Here is a 20,143-nt window from a genome sequence, read left to right on the forward strand (position 1 = left end):
CGGTCAGACGGGGCGAACGATGCCGAGCGGCGTGCTCTGGTGGCCCTGCCCGAGCGGGTTGTCTTTCAGGATGCGCACCAGTCTCTTCTCGCCGGCCGCGTCAAGCGTGGAGCCGAGAATGTTGCCACCGAAGTCGTTGATGTCGACAATCGCGACGTCAACGGGCACGCTGAGGGCTGCCTGCAGGGTGCGGGCCACCTCCGTCGGCTTCTCGGGCACCAACACCACCTGGGTGTTGTACGGCGGAATGGTGCCGCTCGTGGGGCCGTCGATGCCGCGGGCCTTCGGCCCGGCGATGCGGTAGAAATCGCCCGTTCGCCCGAACGCCTTCGTCACGGCAGCGACGCCAGCGGCGAACAGGATGCGCGGGGTGCCGCATTCGCGCAGCGCCATCTCCATGGTCTCGGGCATGCCGAGGCCGATGCCGTGCGACGTTTTCGTGACGTACTTCGACAGGAAGGTCGCGAGCTTACGCGGTGCGATGTCGGACACCGGATACGAGCGCCCCTGACTGATCGCGACGATCTTCTCGGTCACGAACAGCAGGTCGCCGGCACGCAGGTGCTCGGTGGCGTAGCGCGTCACCACCTCGACGATGTCGTCGTCGGTCGTGACCACGTGCGTTTTCACGGGGATTCGCTGAACGGTTTCGCCGTCGACCTCAACGGTCAACGCCTTGCCCTCATTGGGAGACGCGGTCATGGCCCTGCTTTCTGCTCGTCGACGCCCAGACTGCCAGAGACTTTTACTCGAGGTAGTCGCGCAACGCCTGCGACCGCGACGGGTGGCGCAGCTTCGCCATCGTCTTCGACTCGATCTGGCGGATGCGCTCGCGGGTGACCCCGAACGTGTCGCCGATCTGGTCGAGGGTCTTGGGCATGCCGTCGCCGAGGCCAAAGCGCATGCGGATGACGCCCGCCTCCCGCTCCGAGAGCGAGTCCAGCAGGCTTTCGAGCTGCTTCTGCAGCATCGTGAAGCCCACGGCGTCGGCCGGAACGACCGCCTCGGTGTCCTCGATGAGGTCACCGAATTCGCTGTCGCCGTCTTCACCGAGCGGCGTGTGCAGCGAGATCGGCTCGCGGCCGTACTTCTGCACCTCGATGACCTTCTCGGGGGTCATGTCGAGCTCGCGGCTCAGCTCTTCCGGCGTGGGCTCGCGACCGAGGTCTTGCAGCATCTGGCGCTGAACGCGCGCCAGCTTGTTGATGACCTCGACCATGTGCACCGGGATGCGAATGGTGCGTGCCTGGTCGGCCATCGCGCGCGTGATCGCCTGACGAATCCACCAGGTGGCGTAGGTCGAGAACTTGAAGCCCTTCGTGTAGTCGAACTTCTCGACGGCGCGAATGAGGCCGAGGTTTCCCTCTTGAATGAGGTCAAGGAACTGCATGCCGCGGCCCGTGTAGCGCTTGGCGAGCGACACAACCAGTCGCAGGTTCGCGCCGAGCAGGTGCTTCTTGGCCCGCTGGCCGTCACGAGCGACCCAGTCGAGTTCGCGCCCAAGCTGCGTGCGCTTCTCTTTGTCGCTCATCTGCGACAGCTTCTCTTCGGCGAACAGACCGGCCTCGATGCGCATCGCCAGCTCGACCTCTTCGGCCGCGTTCAGCAGCGCGACCTTTCCGATCTGCTTCAGGTAGTCCTTGACCGGGTCGGCCGTGGCTCCCGTGATCGTCGTGGAGTAGACGGGAATCTCGTCATCGTCCGTGTTGCTCAGAACGATCGCGCCGGTGGGCAGCTCGTCTTTCTCGGCGTCGGCCTCGTCGTCGACATCGACGTCATCATCGCCGGGAACGGCAGCAAGATCTGCGACAGGGTCGTCGTCGTCGCTCGCCTCGTCGGCGCTCGACGCCGCCGCCGTTGCCTTCTTTCCGCGCGTGGCCTTGGCGGCGGTCGATGCCGCGGACGTTTCCTCGGCAGCGGCGGTATCCGCTTTCGCGGTCGTCGACGTCGCGGTCGTCGTCTTCTTCGCGGCCGTGGTCTTTTTCGCCGCGGTGGTCTTCTTCGCGGCCGGGGTCTTCTTCGCCGCGGTGGTCGTGGTGGCGGACGCGGCCGTGGCCGCCCCCTTCTTCGTCGTGGTCGTCGTCTTCTCCGCTGCAGTCGTCGTCGGGGCGGCTTTCGAGGGGGCAGTCTTCGCTGCGGGCTTCTTATCGGCCGGAGCGTCGCTCGTGCTCGTCGTACGTGTCGCCATGGGCCCCTACTTCCGCGTCTTCCGGGCAGTACAACGACCCATGTCAAGTCCCCGCGTATTCGCACGCTGCCCTCGGGGCGGTGTACGGCGGGCGACCGACCGGGTCGCGAACCTCCATTATTGCACGGATGCTCGCGCCGGCTGACCAGCGCGGCGCGGCTTAGTCGTCGTCGGTTCGCCGGCGGTGAGCGAGGAACTTTTCGAGTTCCGCGGCGATCGAGTCGGCGCTCGGCACCTCGCCGTCGTCGCCCGTCAGGGGCGAGCGCACGGCGTTTTCCTCCATGTAGCTGTCGTGGCGCTCTTCCAGCGTGCCGACGAGCCGCTGGAGCTCGCTGTTGCCCTCCACCTGGTCGTCCACCTTGGCCAAGAACTCGCGGCCCTCTTCCCGCAACCGGTCGGTGGGAAGAAGCAGCCCGGTCGCCGCCGTGATGCTTTCCAGCGCCGCGACGGCCGCCGCCGGGTACTCGGTGTCGCCCAGGTAGTGCGGAATCAGCAGCACGAACCCGGCCACGGGGTGCCCGGCGTTCTGCAGCTTGTACTCGAGCAGGTGCATGGCATTGCCCGGCACCTGCGTCTGCGGCCTCCAGATGGAGTGCGCGTCGGTGAGCTCGTCCCGGTTGCCACTCACGGTGGCGCCGATGGGGCGTGTGTGCGGCACGGGCATCGGAATCGCGTTGATCCAGGTCGTCGACGACACCCCGAACTGTTCGACGAGCTCGAGCATCGCGTCGGTGAAGCCCTCCCAGCGGAAGTCCGGTTCGTATCCCGTCATCAGCAAGAACGGGGCACCCAGCTCGTCGTGCGCCAGGCGGATGGCGAGCTCGGGCCTGCGGTACTCGGTGAAGTGTGTCTCGTCGAAGAAGAGGATCGGGCGTCGTGCGCGGTAGTCGAGCAGCGCATCCCCGTCGAATTCGACGATCGTTTCGGCCTCCAGCGCATCGAGCAGGTATTCCGTGACCTGCTGGACAGCACCGCCGGCATCCGTGAACCCGGTGATCGCGGCCACGAGCGGAAGCCCGCGGGGCACGTCGTGCGACGGGCGGCGCAGGCGGTACAGCTCGGATGGTTCGCGCATACCGCCCATCGTACGAGCGGCCGCTCGACAGCACCTGCGCCCCACGCGTGCCGACAGCGAACAGGCGGCGTCGATACGATCCCTGTCATGCCTCTTCCCGACGTGACAAGCACGACCGAGCCCGCCACCACGATTGACGCCGACGCACTGGTCGTCTTTGTCGCTCGCACCGAGACGGGCCCGCGCGTGCTCGGCGATGCCTCCCTCTCCGAGCTTCTGAGCCCGGGGCTCGGCGCGGTCGCGGCGTCGGGGGCGGCCGAGGAGACCGTGCGCCTCCCGGCGCCCGACGGTATCGCCGCCACGAGCATCCTCGCGGTGGGGGTGGGCAGCGACACCCCCGACGCGGAATCGGTTCGGCGGGCAGCCGGGGCCGCCCTGCGGGCGCTCAAGACGGCGCCCGCGATCGCCCTGGTGCCGCCGAGCGATGACGATGTGGCCGCCGCCGTTGAAGGTGCCGTCATGGGGGCGTACCGCTTTGACGCGGAGGGCTTGCGCGCACGCGAAGGCGACGAGGGAGCGCGAACCGAACGTATCCGCGTCGTCTCCACGGCGCCCGAGGCGGATGCCCACCTCGCCCGCGCCCTGATCGCTGCGGAGGCCGTGTGGACGGTCCGCGACCTCGTCACCACTCCCCCGCACGCGCTGTACCCCGAGACGTTCGCCCAGCGCGTCGGCGAGCTGGCCGCCGACCTTCCCCTCGAGATCGAGGTGCTCGACGAAGCGGCTCTCGCCGCGGGTGGCTTCGGCGGAATTCTCGGCGTCGGCCAAGGCTCGTCTCGTCCGCCGCGGCTCGTCGTGCTGCGCTACAACCGCCACGCGCAGGCGCCACACCTGGCCCTCGTGGGTAAGGGCATCACGTTCGACTCGGGCGGGCTGTCGCTCAAGCCCGCCGCCTCAATGGTCGGCATGAAGTACGACATGACCGGTGCAGCGACCACGCTCGCCGCGACGATCGCCGCCGCCAAGCTCGGCCTCCCCGTGCGCATCACCGCGTGGCTGTGCCTGGCCGAAAACATGCCGAGCGCCACGGCGATCCGCCCGAACGACGTTTTGACGATCCGGGGTGGGCGCACGGTCGAGGTTCTCAACACCGACGCCGAGGGCCGCCTCGTCATGGCCGACGGTCTCGTTGCCGCCAGCGAGGAACGGCCCGACGCGATCGTCGACGTCGCGACGCTCACGGGCGCAGCCCGCGTCGCGCTCGGTGAGCGGTACGCCGGGCTCATGGGAGACGCTGAGCTCGTCAGCGCCGTGCAACGCGCGGCGGAGGCGACGGGAGAGCTTGTCTGGCCCATGCCTCTGCCGAGCGAGCTGCGGCCGCTGCTGGCGACCGACGTGGCGGACATCGCCAACGCGAAGCCCGGCAACACCGCCGCGGGAATGCTCCTGGCCGGAGTGTTCCTCCAGGAGTTCGTCGGCCGCACCTCGGATGAGCCGGATGCCCCGCGCATTCCGTGGGCACACCTCGACATCGCGGGCCCCGCCAACAACTCGGGAGGACCCTTCGGGTACACCCCCAAGGGGTCGTCCGGGGTGGCGACGCGCCTGCTGATAGCACTCGCAGAAGCCTTCGGCGCAGAGTAGTAGGCTGGGAGATCGGCGCGACCACCCGCGCGAATTCCCCGGCCGGCCAACCAGACTGGCGCCGGCCTCCGCTCGATTGCCAGACCGATGAGGGAGCAACTGCCGGTGACCGCACACAACTTTGACCTCGTGATCCTCGGAGCCGGAAGTGGTGGCTACGCCGCCGCGCTCCGTGCCAGCCAACTGGGGATGACCGTTGGTCTGATCGAGAAGAGCAAGGTCGGTGGCACCTGCTTGCACGTTGGATGCATCCCGACCAAGGCGCTGCTGCACGCTGCGGAGATCGCCGATGCCGCGCGCGACTCGGACAAGTTCGGTGTTCGCGCGACCCTCGAGGGCGTCGACGTTCCGGCCGTCATCCAGTACCGCGAGAGCGTCGTCTCGAGCAAGCACAAGGGTCTGCAGGGCCTCATCAAGGCCCGCGGCATCACGACCATCGAGGGTGAGGGCCGCCTGACGTCGCCCACCACCGTGCAGGTCGGCGAGCACACCATCACCGGCAAGAACGTGATTCTCGCCACCGGCTCGTACCCGCGCACGCTTCCCGGTCTCGACATCGGCGGTCGCGTGATCACGAGCGAGCAGGCCCTGCAGCTCGACTACGTGCCGAAGAAGGTCGCGGTGCTGGGCGGCGGCGTCATCGGTGTGGAGTTCGCGAGCGTCTGGCGCTCGTTCGGCGCCGAGGTCGTCATCATCGAGGCGCTTCCGCACCTCGTTCCCGCAGAGGACGAGTCGATCTCGAAGCAGTTCGAGCGTGCCTACCGCAAGCGCGGCATCGAGTTCAGCCTCGGCGTGAAGTTCCAGGGCGTGACTCAGAACGACCAGGGAGTCGTCGTCACCCTCGAGGACGGCAAGACGATCGAGGCCGACCTGCTGCTCGTCGCTGTCGGTCGCGGACCGGCCACCGCCGGACTCGGGTTCGAAGAGGTCGGCGTCGAAATGGACCGCGGTTTCGTCCTCACCGACGAACGCCTGCGCACCAACATCCCCGGCGTCTGGGCGGTCGGTGACATCGTTCCGGGTCTCCAGCTCGCACACCGCGGCTTCCAGCACGGCATCTTCGTGGCCGAGGAAATCGCGGGGCTGAACCCGGTCGTGATCAGCGACACGAACATCCCGAAGGTCACCTATTCCGAGCCCGAGGTCGCCTCCGTTGGCCTCAGCGAGAAGAAGGCCAAAGAGCAGTACGGCGACGACGCCATCCAGACCTACGACTACAACCTCGCCGGAAACGGCAAGAGCCACATCCTCGAGACCGCCGGATCGATCAAGGTCATCCGCGTCGTCGACGGCCCCGTCGTCGGCGTGCACATGATCGGTGCTCGCGTCGGCGAACTGATCGGCGAAGCGCAACTGGCCGTCAATTGGGATGCGCACCCCGAGGACGTCGCTCCGCTCCTGCACGCGCACCCGACGCAGCACGAGGCGCTTGGCGAAGCATTCATGGCGCTGGCCGGCAAGCCTCTTCACGCGATCTGACACCCGGCCAGGATTAGGCTGAGACAACCCACAAGGTTCAAAAGGAGCATCACTGATGAGCGAATCCGTCAACCTCCCCGCGCTCGGCGAGAGCGTCACCGAGGGCACGGTCACCCGCTGGTTGAAGAACGTCGGCGACCGTGTCGAGGTTGACGAGCCCTTGCTCGAGGTCTCGACCGACAAGGTAGACACCGAGATCCCCTCGCCGATCGCCGGAGTGATCGAAGAGATCCTCGTGGCGGAAGACGAGACCGTCGAGGTCGGCGCCCCGCTCGTGCGCATCGGCGACGGGTCGGGAGGCGGTGGCTCGACGGACGTGCCCGGCGCGGACGCCGAGGTCGAGGCTGCGCCGAGTGCTGCGGCAGAGCCGAGCGCGCCCGCCCCCAGTGCGCCCGCCCCCAGTGCGGCTGCACCGAGCGCGCCGGCGGAGCCGGCTCCCAGTGCGGCTCCCGCACCCAGCGCAGCTCCCGCTCCCAGCGCAGCGCCCGCCCCGAGCGCCGTTCCGGCAGGGTCGCACGACGCTCCCGCGCAGGCCGGAAGCAACGCCGGCTACATCACGCCGATCGTGCGCAAGCTGGCTGCCGAGCACGGTGTCGACCTCGCGTCGATCACCGGTACGGGTGTCGGTGGCCGGATCCGCAAGCAGGACGTGCTGGCCGCTGCCGAGTCGTCCGGTTCATCGGCCTCCGCACCCGCGGCGCCCACGCGCGAGCCGCTTGAGGACTCGCCGCTGCGCGGCACCACCGTGTCGATGTCGCGACTGCGCAAGGTCATTGCCGAGCGCGCCGTGGTGTCGATGCAGTCGACGGCCCAGCTGACGTCGGTCGTCGAGGTCGATGTGACGAAGGTGGCGGCCCTGCGCTCGTCGGTGAAGGATGCCTTCCAGAAGGCGACGGGAACGAAGCTCTCGTTCCTGCCGTTCTTCGCCAAGGCGGCCACCGAGGCGCTGCGCGCCTTCCCGATCATCAACGCGACCGTCGACGGCGACTCGATCGTCTACCCGGACACGGAGAACCTGTCGATCGCCGTCGACACCGAGCGGGGCCTGCTCACGCCCGTCGTGCGCGGCGCCGGTGACAAGTCGATTGCCGAGCTCGCCACCGACATCGCCGACCTCGCCGCGCGCACGCGCGACAACCAGCTGAAGCCCGACGAGCTGGCCGGCGGCACGTTCACCCTCACCAACACGGGGTCGCGCGGCGCGCTGTTCGACACGCCGGTGGTGTTTCTGCCGCAGGTCGCCATCCTCGGTACCGGCGTGGTGACGAAGAAGCCGACCGTGGTGACGGTCGACGGCGAAGATGTCATTGCGATTCGATCGATGGTGTACCTGGCTCTGTCGTACGACCACCGCATCGTCGACGGCGCTGACGCTGCCCGCTTCCTGACCGCCGTGAAGGCGCGCCTGGAGGAGGCCGACTTCGACGCCGACCTGGGCATCTAAGTCCAGGCATCCCGAATACGCTATCCGGCCTCGCTTCTGATCAGCAGAAGCGAGGCCGGAGTCGTTTCCGGCGCGTCCACCGTCACGACGACCGCGTCGCCGGAGCGTTCCACGACCGCGGCATCGACGGTTTTCGACGCGAACAGTGCCGCAAGAGGCTCGAGCGCGTCGTCCTGCTCCATCGCGCGCGCCTCCGCAGCGCGCGATGCGCCGTGCAAAGCGCCGTCGCACAGCCGTCGCTGGTCGCGAACGCACGAGCGCCAGCGAGCGACGAGCTCGCCCACGACGGCCGACCAGTCGTCAGGCTCGGCCGCGAGCGTCGGGTCGGCCGGTGCGTCACCGTCGCCACCGGGCGTCCCCTCGGCCGGAGCGTCACGAACCTCGGTGTTCGCACCCGTGAGGTCGGCGGTATCGGACGCCCGGTCTCCCGAGACCGACGGCACCGCCGCGGTGATGAGAACGGCGGCGAGAACGGCCGCTCCCGCGGCCGCCATGATCAGCGTTCGGCGGGACACCCCCGACGCCCTGGCGCGGGCACGGCGGGCGCGCGTGGTGACCTCCGAGACAGCGTCGTCAACGCGCGCCGTCAGCGCGCTGGGGAGGCCCACCTGCCGCAGGAGCCGACTGATCGTCGCCGCGTCGCCCTGTGGCGCATCGACCCGCTCGGCGTCGGCAGGGCGCGGCATGTCATCGCGCGGCGTCGCGGTGGGGCGGGCATCGCCGACCAGCGGTTCTGCCGCACTCCAGCGCAACAGCACGTCGGGATCGGCCAGCGCGTCGGTTACGGGGGGCAACGAGGCGGCGGTGTCGGCATAGCCGGAGGCGTCGAGTGCGTGGATGACGGCGTCGCGCAACCGCGCCAGAGCCTCGAGGTCGATGAGATGCGCCGGGTCGCGCGCTCGCAGGGCGGCGGGCAGCGCAGCCGCCCAGTGCGCCCCCGTCAGGTCAGCGATCACCGGGCAGCCCTCAGCGCTCACCCGAATGCGGTGAGCCTCCGGTCCGCCGAGAACGGCCCCCTGATCGTGGGCAGCGCGAACCGTCGAGATCACGGGGTGGAGCACGGTGACCGCACGGCCCGGCGTACACCAACCCGGTGTAGCGAGCAGCCCGTCGAGACGCTCTCCGGAGACAATCGAGCGAACGACGCGCAGGGAGCCGTCGGCATCGAGCGCGAGATCGCGCAAGGCCGGCAGGTGTCGAGACCCGCACTCGGCCATGACACGAACCTGATGTTCCCACGCGGCGCGGGCCGCCGCCGGGACGATCAGGAGTTCTGCCGCGCCCGTTCCGTCGTCGACGACGGCGCGCTCGACATCGCCGGCGGCCGCACGATGTCGAACGACCCGATACGCCTCGCCATCGCTGTCGTGCATGGCGGGAGAGTGCCAGCCATGACGGTCGCCCGGGCGCGATGTGACGGGCCCTGTGAGCGGGCTCCTGCGCGCGGGCGGACGGGGAGGAGCAACGCGCGAACCCCGTATCCTTGACGTATGGCACGTCGCGACTCCAGCAGCCCGAAGACACCCAAGGAACCCGGCCGCATCAAGCAGATGTGGCAGGTCTTCCAGATGACGCGCCGCATGGACAAGGCCGCGCCCTGGTGGATGCTGCTGTGGTTCATCCTGCCGCTGACGGCGGGAATCGTGCTCGCCATCGTGATCGCGGGCGGAAGCATCCTCGGCATGGTGCTGTACATCATCGCCGGCGTCATGGGAGGCATCCTCGGCCCGTTGGTCGTACTGGGTCGCCGGGCGGAGCGCGTCGCCTACCGTCAGATCTCCGGTCAACCCGGCGCCGTCGGCGCTGTCCTGCGCAGCGCTTTGCGCCGCGCGTGGCAGTCGAGCGAGATGCCGGTCGCTGTGAGTCCGAAAAACCAGGATGCGGTGTATCGCGCTGTCGGCAAGCCCGGCGTCATCTTGATCGGCGAGGGTCCGAAGTCGCGGACCAAGCGCATGCTCGAGGACGAGCGACGCAACGTGAACCGCATCGTGCCGAATGTTCCCGTCCACTTCGTGTATGTCGGGCCGGACGAGGACTCGACGAAGCTCGAGAACCTTGCCAAGACCCTGAACAAGAACAAGAAGGTCTTGACGAAGGCCGAGGTGCTGGCCGTCAACAACCGTCTGACGTCGCTCAGCCGCTCAAGCACGCTGCCCATTCCGAAGGGCATTGACCCGATGAAGGTTCGCGCCCCCAAGCCGCGCTAGGCGGTCGCCGCGGCCCACTCTCGGCGCAACTGCGCATACCGCTCGAGGGTCGTCCACTCCCCCTTGAACCAGTCAGCATCGAGCAGGGTGCCCTCGTGGCGCAGGCCCAGCCGCTGCATCAGCCGAATCACCGATGCGTTGCGCGCGTCTGCCTGCATGACGACGCGGTGCGCCCCGGCCTCGAACAGAGCGTCGCGAACGGCCGCGACCGCCTCTACGGCATAGCCGCGCCCCTGGGCCGAGGGCGCGAGCGTCACGCCGAGTTCATACGTGTCGGGTTGCACTGGGTCACAGCCCACTGCGACATCGCCCCACAGCTCGCCGACACCCGGCGAGCTGACTCGCGGGTGAATCGCCAGCTGCAGCCACTCGCCCGGGGCAAGGCGGCCGCCGCGGGGTTGATCCGCCACAAGTGCCTCGGCGTCGGCACGGGAGTAGTCCACCGACCAGGACTGGTAGCGCGCGACATCGCCGTGCTGGCGGTAGGCAACGAATGCGTCGATGTCACCGGCAGCGAGGGGCGCGAGCCGCAGGCGGGGCGTCTCGACGTTCATGCCCTCAGGCTAGAACACGCGGCGCATGTACTCCGCGTTCTGCGAGTAGCCGAGGCGGTCGTAGAAACCACCCGCCCGACGCGAGGCAACGGTGATCTGGCGCACCCCGCGGCGGATGCACTCTGCCTCGACCGCGTGGACGAGAGCGGTGCCAAGATCGTGACCGCGCGCATCCGCGTCGACGACGATTTCCTGTAGCTGAGCAGACGGACCGTTTGTCGACAGCAGGCGCGCGACCGTGGTGAGCGCGTAGCCGGCGACTGTGCCCTCGCTCGTCTCCGCTACGAGCAGGAAGATCGCGTCGTCTTCGCCCGCGGCGACGACATCGCGGTAGGACTCGTCGAACGCGCTACGGACGGGAACAAACGCTGCGCCGAGCTGCTGGACCAACGCGAAGACCGCGTCAGCGTCGTCGGGACGGGCGCGCCGTACGAGGCTCATCGGTGGTAACTCAGCGCCCGAAGTTGCCGCGGTAGTACTCGTACACCCAGCCCACGAGACCGATCAACGCGATCACGGCTGCGTAGCCGACGATCCAGAAGTCGATGGCGAGGCCGAGGAACACGAGTGACGCGCCACCGGCGAGGATGATCGGCCACCAGCTCCACGGCGGGAAGAAGCCCTGCTCGGCGTCACCGTCGTCGATGTCGGCATCGAGGCGGTCCTCCGGCAGCTCACCACCCTGGTTGCGGTAGACGAGGCGCAGGTAGAAGGCGATGAACGCCGACAGGATTCCGCAGAGGCCGATCGCGACCGCGCCGACCCACTCCACCTGACCCGTGTCGATGATGGCCCACGAGATGTAGATGACGTCGAGGACGACGAAGAAGACAAGCAGGACCCAGAAGAGGTTGATGTTGGTCTTCACGGGATCACTTCACCTTGTTGTCGTCGATGTCGAGCGTCGGAGCGTCGGGAGCATCCTTACCCGGCCCGATGCCGATCGGGATGCCGGCCTCGGGGTGGTTCAGGTCGAAGGCCGGCGACTCCGAACGGATACGCGGGATCGACGTGAAGTTGTGGCGCGGCGGGGGGCACGAGGTGGCCCACTCGAGCGAGCGGCCGTAGCCCCACGGGTCGTTGACCGTGACCTTCGGAGCCCGACGGGCGGTGATGTAGACGTTCAAGAGGAACGGGATCATCGACGCTGCGAGCAGGAACGAACCGACCGTCGAGAGCTGGTTCATCCAGGTGAAGCCGTCTTCCACGAGGTAGGTCGCGTAGCGACGGGGCATACCCACGACACCGAGCCAGTGCTGCACGAGGAACGTCGCGTGGAAGCCGACGAACAGCACCCAGAAGTGGATGTGGCCCAGACGCTCGTTGAGCATCTTGCCCGTCCACTTCGGCCACCAGAAGTAGAAGCCTGCGAACATCGCGAACACGACGGTTCCGAAGACCACGTAGTGGAAGTGCGCCACGACGAAGTAGGAGTCGGAGACCGCGAAGTCGAGCGGCGGCGAAGCGAGGATCACACCGGTGAGACCACCGAACACGAAGGTGATCAGGAAGCCGAGCGACCACACCAGCGGCGTCTCGAACGTCACCGAGCCGCGCCACATTGTTCCGATCCAGTTGAAGATCTTCACGCCGGTCGGAACGGCGATGAGCATCGTCATGAGCGCGAAGAACGGCAGCAGCACCGAGCCGGTCACGTACATGTGGTGGGCCCACACGGTGATCGACAGGGCCGCGATGGCGATCGTCGCGTACACGAGCGTCTTGTAGCCGAAGATCGGCTTGCGGCTGAACACGGGGAAGATCTCGGAGACGATGCCGAAGAACGGCAGCGCGATGATGTACACCTCGGGGTGCCCGAAGAACCAGAACAGGTGCTGCCAGAGGATGGCGCCACCGTTGGCCGCATCGAAGACGTGCGATCCGAACATCCGGTCGGAGCCGAGGGCGAACAGGGCGGCGGCCAGAACCGGGAAGGCCATCAGCACGAGCAGCGACGTGACGAGGGTGTTCCAGGTGAAGATCGGCATGCGCCACATGGTCATACCGGGGGCACGCATCGTGATGATCGTCGTGATGAAGTTCACCGCGCCGAGAATTGTTCCGAAGCCGGATATCGCGAGGCCGAACACCCAGAGGTTTCCTCCGAGCCCTGGCGAGAAGGTTTGACTCGACAGTGGCGCATACGCGAACCAGCCGAAGGACGCCGCTCCCTGCGGGGTGAGGAAGCCGGCGACCGCGATCAGCGAACCGAACGAGTACAGCCAGTAGGCGAAGGCGTTCAGACGCGGGAACGCGACGTCAGGCGCGCCAATCTGCAGCGGCATCAGCACGTTGGCAAAGCCGGCGAAGAGCGGCGTCGCAAACATGAGCAGCATGATCGTGCCGTGCATCGTGAACAGCTGGTTGTACTGCTCTTTCGTGGCCACGATTTCGAGGCCGGGAGCGAACAGCTGCGCACGGATGACGAGGGCCATCACGCCGCCGAGCAGGAAGTAGATAAACGACGTGATCAGGTACATGTACCCGATCGTCTTGTGGTCGGTGGAGGTGATCCAGCCGACGAACACGTTCCCCTTGCGACGAACGGTGGGCGAAATGGCCTCCGGAGCGCTGCCGGAAACGTTGGGGCGAGGTGCGGTCGTAGTCATGTGGCCGCTTACTCCTCTTCGCTCGTGCCGGCGGGTGCAATGACCGGCGGGTTCGGGGCGGTGTTGAACTCCGGTCCGAGGCGGCCCTCGAAGCCGCGGTCACGCAGGGCCTGCATCTGCGCCTCGTACTCTTCCACCGACACGACCTCGACGTTGAACAGCATGAGCGAGTGGAACTCGCCACAGAGCTCGGCGCACTTGCCGACGAAGCTGCCCTCGCGTTCGGGGATGAAGAACCAGTGGTTGGTGCGACCGGGGATCATGTCTTTCTTGTAGAGGAAGTCGATGATCCAGAACGAGTGGATGACGTCGCGCGACTCGATGATGATTTCGACCTTCTGCCCCACGGGGAGGTACAGGGTCGGCAGCGACTCGACGTCGATGGTGTTGTTGGGGCCCGTCTCCTGGGCCTGGATGCCCGAGTAGTAGACGTTGTCGGTCAGGTAGTTGAAGTCCCACGCCCAGCGCTTGCCGTAGACCTCGATCTGCACGTCGGGGTCTTCCAGCGGAGCCTCGATCGCCGCCTGGTCGCGGGCGGTGAAGGCGAAGAAGCCGAGGACGAGGATCAGCGGAACGACGGTGTAGAACACCTCGATCGGCATGTTGTACCGCAGCTGAACCGGAAGCCCGGTCTGCCCGCGGCGACGCCGGTAGACAACGGCCGCCCAGATGATGAGGCCCCAGGTGATCACACCGACCACGAGGAGCACGATCCAGGAGGTCACCCACAGACCGATCACGCGGTCGACCTGGTTGGTCGTTCCGGGTTCGGTCGGGAGCCAACCCAGTTGCATCTGGGTCGTGCACCCGGCTAGGGCGATCGTGGTGATGACGGCGAGGGGAATCGCCGTCCATCGAAGACGTCGGTTGGAACGCACCGGTGACCTCTCGTCGAGACGGGGGTTGTGAATCGCTGTTCAGTCTACGTTACGCGGCGAGTCGCTCCGGGCGCACGACGCTCCGAGATCCCTGCCAATCCGCGGATTCAGGGACCCTAACGATGTGATATCGAGAGCGCTCGGGCGTGGGCCGCGGTGGCGTCAGTGGAAGCTGTCGCCGCACGCGCAGGAGCCCTGCGCGTTGGGGTTGTCGATCGTGAAGCCCTGCTTCTGAATCGTGTCTTCGAAGTCGATCGACGCACCCTCGAGGTAGGGCACGCTCATCTTGTCGACCACGACCTCGACGCCGCCGAATTCGCGGGTCGCGTCACCATCGAGCAGTCGCTCGTCGAAGTAGAGCTGGTAAATGAGCCCCGAGCATCCCCCGGGCTGAACGGCCAGTCGCAGCCGCAGGTCGTCGCGGCCCTCCTGGGACAGCAGCGACGCCACTTTGGCGGCGGCCGCGTCGGTGAGCGTCACGCCGTGGGCGGGAGCCGTGGTCGCGGTGTCGGTCATGTGTTCCTCCGAAGCTGTGGGGACTGCGCACTCAGTGTACGTCGGTCGCCTGGGCGCGCTCGGTCAGCCGCGCGAGCAGCACGGCTTCGGTGAGGATCGCGCGGCGCAGCACGCCGAGGTGCAGCGACTCATTGGGGCTGTGGGCACGCGACTCCGGGTCTTCGACGCCGGTCACGAGCACGTGCGCGTCGGGGAATACCTCGGCAAGGTCGGCGATGAACGGAATCGACCCTCCGACGCCGGTCAGCTGCGGTTCTGCCCCCCACGCCTCGCGCATCGACTGCAGCGCTTCGTCGGCACCCCATCCGCTCGTGTCGACGAGGAACGGGTTGCCGAGGTCGACCTGGCCGAATTCGAGGTGTGCGCCGAAGGGCGCGTGCGCCACGAGGTGATCGCGAATCGCCTCAAACGCGTCGGCGGCGCTCTGGCCGGGCGCCACGCGGGCGCTGATCTTCACCGAGACGCTCGGCTGCAGGGTGTTCGATGCGTTCTGCACGCTCGGCGCATCGATCCCCGTCACGGTGATGGCCGGCTGCGCCCAGACGCGGTGCAGCAGCGCCCCGCGCCCGATCGGCGACACCCCCTCGAGCAGGCCCGCCTCGTGCCGGAAGCGCTCCAGGTCGTCGGCCGGCACCTCTTGGTCGTGGCTCGTGAGCCCCGCCACGGCAACGGCACCGTCGTCGTCGTGCAGGGTGGCCAGCAGGCGCACAGCGGCGAGCATGGCGTCCGGTGCCGCTCCCCCGAGCATCCCGGAATGCGACGCGTGAGCGAGCGTCGAGATGGTGAGCGTGAAAGCGGCGTTACCGCGCAGCCCGATCGTGAGCGACGGGATCTCGGTGGTCCAGTTGTCACTGTCGGCGACGATGATCACGTCGGCGGCGAGGGTGTCGCGATGAGCGTCGAGCAGCGCCCGGAAGGAGCGAGAACCGAACTCCTCCTCCCCCTCGATAAACATGACGATGCCCACGTCGGGGTCGCCCACGGTGTCGACGAGGGCGCGAATGGCGGCAACGTGCGCGATGACACCCGCCTTGTCGTCTGCGGCGCCCCGCCCGTACAGCCGGTCGCCGCGCACGGTCGGCTCGAACGGGGGCGACTGCCAGAGGGAGTCATCGCCCGGAGGCTGGACGTCGTGGTGCGCGTACAGGAGCACGGTCGGGCGCCCATTGCGCGGCTCGCGCCTCGCCAGAACCGCGGGCTGTCCCGTCTGCTCGGTGCCGGGAATGGGGGCGCTGACGATGTCGACGCGGTCGAACACGTCGAGCCCGCGGAGCAGCCCGGCAACGGCGTCGGCGGACGCCGCCACGTGGGCCGGATCGAAGCCGTCCCACGACACCGACGGGATGCGCACCAGCTCGGACAACTCGGCGATCGTCTGCGGCATACGGTCGCGCACGGCGTCGGAGAGCGCGGCGAGGGTCGTAGGGGCGGTCGGGGCGGGCCGGTCGTCACGGGTCATGCCGGTACCCTAGTGGTCTTGGATTCAACGGAAGGACGAGCCGCCGTGGCCCGCAGGAACGACGCCAGCACCACCCCGAGCGCCGCCGAGGACGCGGCTGCCGACGCCGTCACGGAGGCCGAGGCGACCTCGACCGGCAAGAAGGGGCGCCCGACGCCGACGCGCAAGGAGCGCGAGGCGGCGCGCAAGCGCCCGCTCGTTCCCGACGACCGCAAGCGTGCTCGGGCCGAGAACCGGCAGCGCATGGCCGAAGCGCGCGAGCGTGCCCGCGAGGGCCTCGCCCGCGGTGAAGAGCGCTACCTCCCGCAGCGCGATCGCGGACCCCAGCGTCGCTACGTGCGCGACTACGTCGACGCGCGGACAAGCTTTGGCGAGTTCATGATCCCCGTGATGTTCCTCGTGATCATCGCCACCTTCCTGCCCAGCGTTGACGCGCAGTTCATCGCGATCATCTCGCTGTGGGGCTTTTTCCTCATCGCCATCGCCGACAGCATCCTGCTCGGGTACCTCGTGAAGCGCCGCCTACGCAAGAAGTTCGGCGACGACAAGGTCGAAAAGGGCGTCGGCTGGTACGCGGGCATGCGCGCGCTGCAGCTGCGCGTGCTGCGTCTGCCCAAGCCGCAGGTCAAGCGCGGCGAGTACCCGGTCTAGGCGGTTTCGGGCGCGGATGCGCGGGCCAAGCCCCGCAGGATCTGCCGCGCCCAGCCGGGGCCCCGGTACAAGAAGCCGGTGTAACCCTGAATCAGGGTGGCGCCCGCCGCCAGTCGCTCACGAGCGTCGTCAGCCGTTTCGATGCCGCCGACGGACACGACGCAGTAGTCCGACGGCACGGCGGCGCGGATGATGCGCAGCACCTCGAGCGATCGGGACCGGACCGGGGCACCGCTGAGGCCCCCGGCTCCCGCCGCTTCGACGAGACGTGGGTCGCTCGTGAGACCGTCACGCCGGATGGTCGTGTTGGTCGCGATGATGCCGGCGAGCCCCTTGGCGACGGCCAACCGGGCGATTCCCTCGACGGCCTCGTCGTCGAGATCGGGGGCGATCTTCACGAGAACCGGGGTGTCGCCGGCCTCCTGGAGCACAGCATCCAGGAGCGGGCCCAGCAACTGGTCGTCTTGCAGGCCGCGCAACCCCGGCGTGTTGGGCGATGACACGTTGACCGCAAGGTAGTCGGCGACCGGCGCCATCAGCCGGGCGCTCGCGCGGTAATCGTCGATCGCCTCGGCGACGTCGACGACGCGTGACTTGCCGATGTTCGCGCCGATGACGGGGCGGTGTGCCCGACGGCGCTCGCGGGCAACCCGCTGCGCTGCGGCGGCCGCCCCGCGGTTATTGAAGCCCATGCGATTGATCACCGCGCGGTCGGCGACGAGGCGAAACAGCCTCGGCCGGGGGTTTCCGTCCTGAGGGATGGCCGTGACCGTGCCGACCTCGACGTGACCGAACCCGAGGGCCCAGAGGCCGCGGATCAGCTCGGCGTCTTTGTCGAAGCCCGCCGCCATCCCCCACGGCGACTCGAAGTGCAGACCGAGCGCATCGACGGCGAGGGAGTCGGCCGGGCGCGTCAGCGCGCGAACGGCGCGGGTCAGCCCGAGCCTCGGGATCGCGCGGATGACGCTGGCCGCGAGGTGGTGCGCCCGCTCGGGATCCAGGCGGCTGAGCACGACCCGGAACAGCACGTCATATGCGGCCATCAGTCGGCGCTGGCGGCTCGCGCCGCGTCTTCGGATCGCAGCTGAGCAATGGCCGCCTCGAAGTCGTCGAGGTTGTCGAAGGCCTGGTAGACGCTCGCGAAACGGAGGTAGGCCACCTCGTCGAGCTGTCGCAATTCGGGAAGGATGGCGAGCCCGATGTCGTTGGCGTCGAGCTGCGACGCCCCGGTGGCCCGCAGGTTTTCTTCGACGCGCTGGGCGAGTTGCGCAAGATCACCGTCGGTCACGGGACGGCCCTGGCACGCCTTACGCACGCCCGCGACGATCTTGTCGCGCGAGAAGGGCTCGGCGACTCCGGATCGCTTCACCACGGACAGCGAGGCGGTCTCGGTGGTCGAGAAGCGGCGCCCGCACTCGGGACACTGCCGGCGACGGCGAATCGCGAGGCCATCGTCGCTCGTGCGGGAGTCGACGACGCGGCTGTCGGGATACCGGCAGAAGGGGCAATGCATGGAGTGTGAGCCTAGTCGAGGCCCGCAGCGGGCTCGGAAAAGCGCGCGGTGATCGCCGAACCGTGCGCCGGGAGGTCTTCGGCCGTCGCGAGAGCAACGACGTCGTCGGCGATGGCGCGCAGAGCCGAGCGGTCGTACTCGACGATCTGCTGAGCGCGCAGGAAGGTGTAGGCACCGAGACCGGAGGAGAACCGTGCCTGGCCCCCGGTGGGCAGCACGTGGTTGGAGCCCGCCGCGTAGTCGCCGAGGCTGACCGGGGTGTGGTCGCCCACGAAGATGGCGCCGGCGTGACTGAGCTGCGGAAGAAGCGCGTGCGGGTCGGCGACCTGCAGTTCGAGGTGCTCGGGTGCGTATGCGTCGGAGAAGCGGCACGCGACCTCGAGGTCATCGACGATCACGATCGCCGACTGTTCGCCGCTCAGCGCCGCCTGGACGCGGGCGGCGTGGGGCGTCCGCTGGGCAACGCCCGGCAGTGCGGCCGCCACCCGCTCGGCCACCGCCTCGCTCGTGGTGACGAGCACGGCGCTCGCCAGCTCGTCGTGTTCGGCCTGGCTCACGAGGTCGGCGACCACGAGGTCGACCCGTGCGGTCTCGTCGGCGATGACCAGAATCTCGGTCGGCCCGGCCTCGGAGTCGATGCCCACGACGCCGGTGACCGCGCGCTTCGCGGTGGCGACAAAGAGATTGCCCGGGCCGGTGATGACCTGCACCGGCTCGAGACCGATGCCGGGAACGCCGTAGGCCAATGCGCCGATCGCTCCGGCACCGCCCATGGCGTAGACCTCGTCGATACCGAGCAGCGACGCTGCGGCGAGGATCGTCGGGTGCACCGAGCCGCCGTAAGCGGCCTGAGGCGGCGAGGCGAGAGCGATCGACGAGACCCCGGCTCCCTGTGCGGCCAGCACGTTCATGACGACGCTGGAGGGGTACACCGCCTTGCCGCCCGGAACGTAGAGGCCGACGCGGTCAACGGGACGCCAGCGCTGAACGATCGTCGCCCCGGGGGCGATCTCGGTGCGCACCTCGGGCGGAACCTGCGCCGCCGTACCCCGACGAACCCGGTCGATGGCGGTGGTCAACGCCGCCCGCACTGCGGGGTCGAGCTCGGTCTCGGCGCGGGCAATCTCGTCGGACGACACGCGGATGGTCGCGGGACGCACGCCGTCAAAGCGCTCTGCCTGCTCAAGCAGCGCGTTCGCCCCGCGCTCGCGCACGTCCGCGATGATCGCCTCGACCGCGTCTGCGGCAGAACGGACGCTGGACGCCGAGCGGGGAACGAGGGTGAGCAGCTCGGCGTCGCTGAGACGGCGACCGCGCAGGTCGATGGTCTGAATCATGGCCCCCCCATGCTACTGACGGCTTGCCTCGGGAATACCCGGGCGCCAATACGGTTGACTCCCCACGTGACCACTCCCCAAGCTCCCGACGCATCCGGCTTCGACGCGTTCGCGCAGGCGTTTCGTCGCCACGCGGCCGGGGTGGCGATCATTACGGCGCTGACACCCGATGGCCGTCCCGTCGGATTCACCGCCACGTCACTGGCATCGCTCGCTGCGGAGCCGCCGCTGGCCACGTTCAATATGGCCAGGACGGCGAGCAGCTGGCCGGCCATCGAGCACACGGACCACGTCGCGATCCACATCCTCGGCGAACGCCAATTCGGCGTCGCGCAGATTCTCGCCGGCGATAACGCGAAGCGGTTCGACGGCGATCACTGGGAGCCCGGACCGCACGGCCTCCCGATCATCCGCGACGTGCCGGCGTGGATGGTCGGGCGCATCGTCGCCCGCACCCCGGTGGCCGGCAACGCCATGATCGCCGTGCAGATCACGGAGGGAGCGCTCGGCGCCCCGGACGAGCCGCTGACCTATCACGAGCGCGCCTACCGGGCCCTCGGCGCTCCCCTGCGCTAGGTGTACCCGGTCATGACGTTGGTGTCACTCGGCTGATCGGTGGCAGGCCTCCGCAAGCGGTGTGTGCTCGAGC

General features: G+C 68.4%; 20 protein-coding genes. 6 read left to right on the top strand and 14 right to left on the bottom strand.

Going from position 1 to position 20,143, the window contains the following annotated elements; all coding sequences use genetic code 11:
• Positions 1-3: 3 nt before the first annotated feature.
• The 3 genes from ACK4SC_RS01855 to ACK4SC_RS01865 all read right to left on the bottom strand — a co-directional run bounded on the left by ACK4SC_RS01855 (position 4) and on the right by ACK4SC_RS01865 (position 3,263).
• The gene (locus ACK4SC_RS01855; protein ID WP_409614265.1) at positions 4-702 is read right to left on the bottom strand and encodes a coenzyme F420-0:L-glutamate ligase; all 699 of its coding nucleotides are present in this window, start codon (positions 700-702) and stop codon (positions 4-6) included.
• A 43-nt stretch (positions 703-745) separates the two neighbouring features.
• A complete protein-coding gene (locus ACK4SC_RS01860; RefSeq protein WP_409614267.1) occupies positions 746-2,188 on the bottom strand; it encodes an RNA polymerase sigma factor in 1,443 nt (480 codons plus the stop codon).
• Positions 2,189-2,348: 160 nt separating this feature from the next.
• On the bottom strand, positions 2,349-3,263 hold the full coding sequence (locus ACK4SC_RS01865) for a proteasome assembly chaperone family protein (RefSeq protein WP_409614269.1): 915 nt from the start codon (positions 3,261-3,263) through the stop codon (positions 2,349-2,351).
• A gap of 87 nt (positions 3,264-3,350) precedes the next feature.
• On the opposite strand from ACK4SC_RS01865, the gene ACK4SC_RS01870 reads away from it, so the two are divergent.
• From ACK4SC_RS01870 to sucB, 3 genes are all read left to right on the top strand, one after another.
• A complete protein-coding gene (locus tag ACK4SC_RS01870; RefSeq protein ID WP_409614271.1) occupies positions 3,351-4,847 on the top strand; it encodes a leucyl aminopeptidase in 1,497 nt (498 codons plus the stop codon).
• 105 nt (positions 4,848-4,952) lie between these two features.
• Positions 4,953-6,326, top strand: a complete 1,374-nt coding sequence (lpdA, locus tag ACK4SC_RS01875; protein ID WP_409614273.1) for a dihydrolipoyl dehydrogenase — start codon at positions 4,953-4,955, stop codon at positions 6,324-6,326.
• 55 nt (positions 6,327-6,381) lie between these two features.
• Positions 6,382-7,770, top strand: a complete 1,389-nt coding sequence (gene sucB, locus ACK4SC_RS01880; RefSeq protein ID WP_409614275.1) for a 2-oxoglutarate dehydrogenase, E2 component, dihydrolipoamide succinyltransferase — start codon at positions 6,382-6,384, stop codon at positions 7,768-7,770.
• A 20-nt stretch (positions 7,771-7,790) separates the two neighbouring features.
• Here the strand turns inward: sucB and ACK4SC_RS01885 are convergent, their stop codons facing one another.
• Positions 7,791-9,143 carry a hypothetical protein gene (locus ACK4SC_RS01885; RefSeq protein WP_409614277.1) on the bottom strand — a complete coding sequence of 451 codons (1,353 nt, stop codon included), beginning with the start codon at positions 9,141-9,143 and terminating at the stop codon, positions 7,791-7,793.
• Positions 9,144-9,260: 117 nt separating this feature from the next.
• Between ACK4SC_RS01885 and ACK4SC_RS01890 the strand changes: the two genes are divergently transcribed.
• Positions 9,261-9,977, top strand: coding sequence for a DUF4191 domain-containing protein (locus tag ACK4SC_RS01890; protein WP_409614278.1), 717 nt, complete (start codon positions 9,261-9,263; stop codon positions 9,975-9,977).
• Here ACK4SC_RS01890 and ACK4SC_RS01895 read toward each other — a convergent pair.
• From ACK4SC_RS01895 to ACK4SC_RS01925, 7 genes are all read right to left on the bottom strand, one after another.
• Positions 9,974-10,531 (bottom strand): GNAT family N-acetyltransferase, encoded by a 558-nt coding sequence (locus ACK4SC_RS01895; protein WP_409614280.1) that lies wholly within the window; start codon positions 10,529-10,531, stop codon positions 9,974-9,976. The two genes, ACK4SC_RS01890 and ACK4SC_RS01895, sit on opposite strands and share 4 nt — an antisense overlap.
• A gap of 9 nt (positions 10,532-10,540) precedes the next feature.
• A complete protein-coding gene (locus ACK4SC_RS01900) occupies positions 10,541-10,972 on the bottom strand; it encodes a GNAT family N-acetyltransferase (protein ID WP_409614282.1) in 432 nt (143 codons plus the stop codon).
• 10 nt (positions 10,973-10,982) lie between these two features.
• Positions 10,983-11,399 (bottom strand): cytochrome c oxidase subunit 4, encoded by a 417-nt coding sequence (locus tag ACK4SC_RS01905; RefSeq protein ID WP_409614284.1) that lies wholly within the window; start codon positions 11,397-11,399, stop codon positions 10,983-10,985.
• A gap of 4 nt (positions 11,400-11,403) precedes the next feature.
• Positions 11,404-13,140, bottom strand: coding sequence for a cytochrome c oxidase subunit I (ctaD, locus tag ACK4SC_RS01910; RefSeq protein WP_409614286.1), 1,737 nt, complete (start codon positions 13,138-13,140; stop codon positions 11,404-11,406).
• An 8-nt stretch (positions 13,141-13,148) separates the two neighbouring features.
• Positions 13,149-14,018, bottom strand: coding sequence for a cytochrome c oxidase subunit II (coxB, locus tag ACK4SC_RS01915; protein ID WP_409614288.1), 870 nt, complete (start codon positions 14,016-14,018; stop codon positions 13,149-13,151).
• Positions 14,019-14,180: 162 nt separating this feature from the next.
• Entirely contained in the window at positions 14,181-14,534 is a 354-nt protein-coding gene (locus ACK4SC_RS01920) for a HesB/IscA family protein (RefSeq protein ID WP_409614290.1), read from the bottom strand.
• Between the two features lie 31 nt (positions 14,535-14,565).
• Positions 14,566-15,993, bottom strand: coding sequence for a dipeptidase (locus tag ACK4SC_RS01925; RefSeq protein WP_409614292.1), 1,428 nt, complete (start codon positions 15,991-15,993; stop codon positions 14,566-14,568).
• A 45-nt stretch (positions 15,994-16,038) separates the two neighbouring features.
• Here ACK4SC_RS01925 and ACK4SC_RS01930 point away from each other — a divergent pair, with 45 nt between their 5' ends.
• Positions 16,039-16,644, top strand: coding sequence for a DUF3043 domain-containing protein (locus ACK4SC_RS01930; RefSeq protein ID WP_409614293.1), 606 nt, complete (start codon positions 16,039-16,041; stop codon positions 16,642-16,644).
• Here ACK4SC_RS01930 and ACK4SC_RS01935 read toward each other — a convergent pair.
• From ACK4SC_RS01935 to hisD, 3 genes are read right to left on the bottom strand one after another with little or no spacing between them, the layout of a single operon-like run.
• Entirely contained in the window at positions 16,641-17,687 is a 1,047-nt protein-coding gene (locus ACK4SC_RS01935) for a quinone-dependent dihydroorotate dehydrogenase (RefSeq protein WP_409614295.1), read from the bottom strand. The genes ACK4SC_RS01930 and ACK4SC_RS01935 overlap by 4 nt on opposite strands.
• Positions 17,687-18,157 carry a transcriptional regulator NrdR gene (nrdR, locus tag ACK4SC_RS01940; protein ID WP_409614297.1) on the bottom strand — a complete coding sequence of 157 codons (471 nt, stop codon included), beginning with the start codon at positions 18,155-18,157 and terminating at the stop codon, positions 17,687-17,689. Before nrdR ends, ACK4SC_RS01935 begins: the two co-directional genes overlap by 1 nt.
• A gap of 11 nt (positions 18,158-18,168) precedes the next feature.
• Complete coding sequence (gene hisD / locus ACK4SC_RS01945; protein WP_409614299.1) at positions 18,169-19,494, bottom strand: histidinol dehydrogenase; 1,326 nt, start codon at positions 19,492-19,494, stop codon at positions 18,169-18,171.
• Between the two features lie 66 nt (positions 19,495-19,560).
• Between hisD and ACK4SC_RS01950 the strand changes: the two genes are divergently transcribed.
• Positions 19,561-20,070 carry a flavin reductase family protein gene (locus tag ACK4SC_RS01950; protein ID WP_409614301.1) on the top strand — a complete coding sequence of 170 codons (510 nt, stop codon included), beginning with the start codon at positions 19,561-19,563 and terminating at the stop codon, positions 20,068-20,070.
• Positions 20,071-20,143: the final 73 nt, after the last annotated feature.

Origin of the sequence: Microcella sp. (assembly GCF_046293215.1) — a bacterium.
Taxonomy (GTDB): domain Bacteria; phylum Actinomycetota; class Actinomycetes; order Actinomycetales; family Microbacteriaceae; genus Microcella.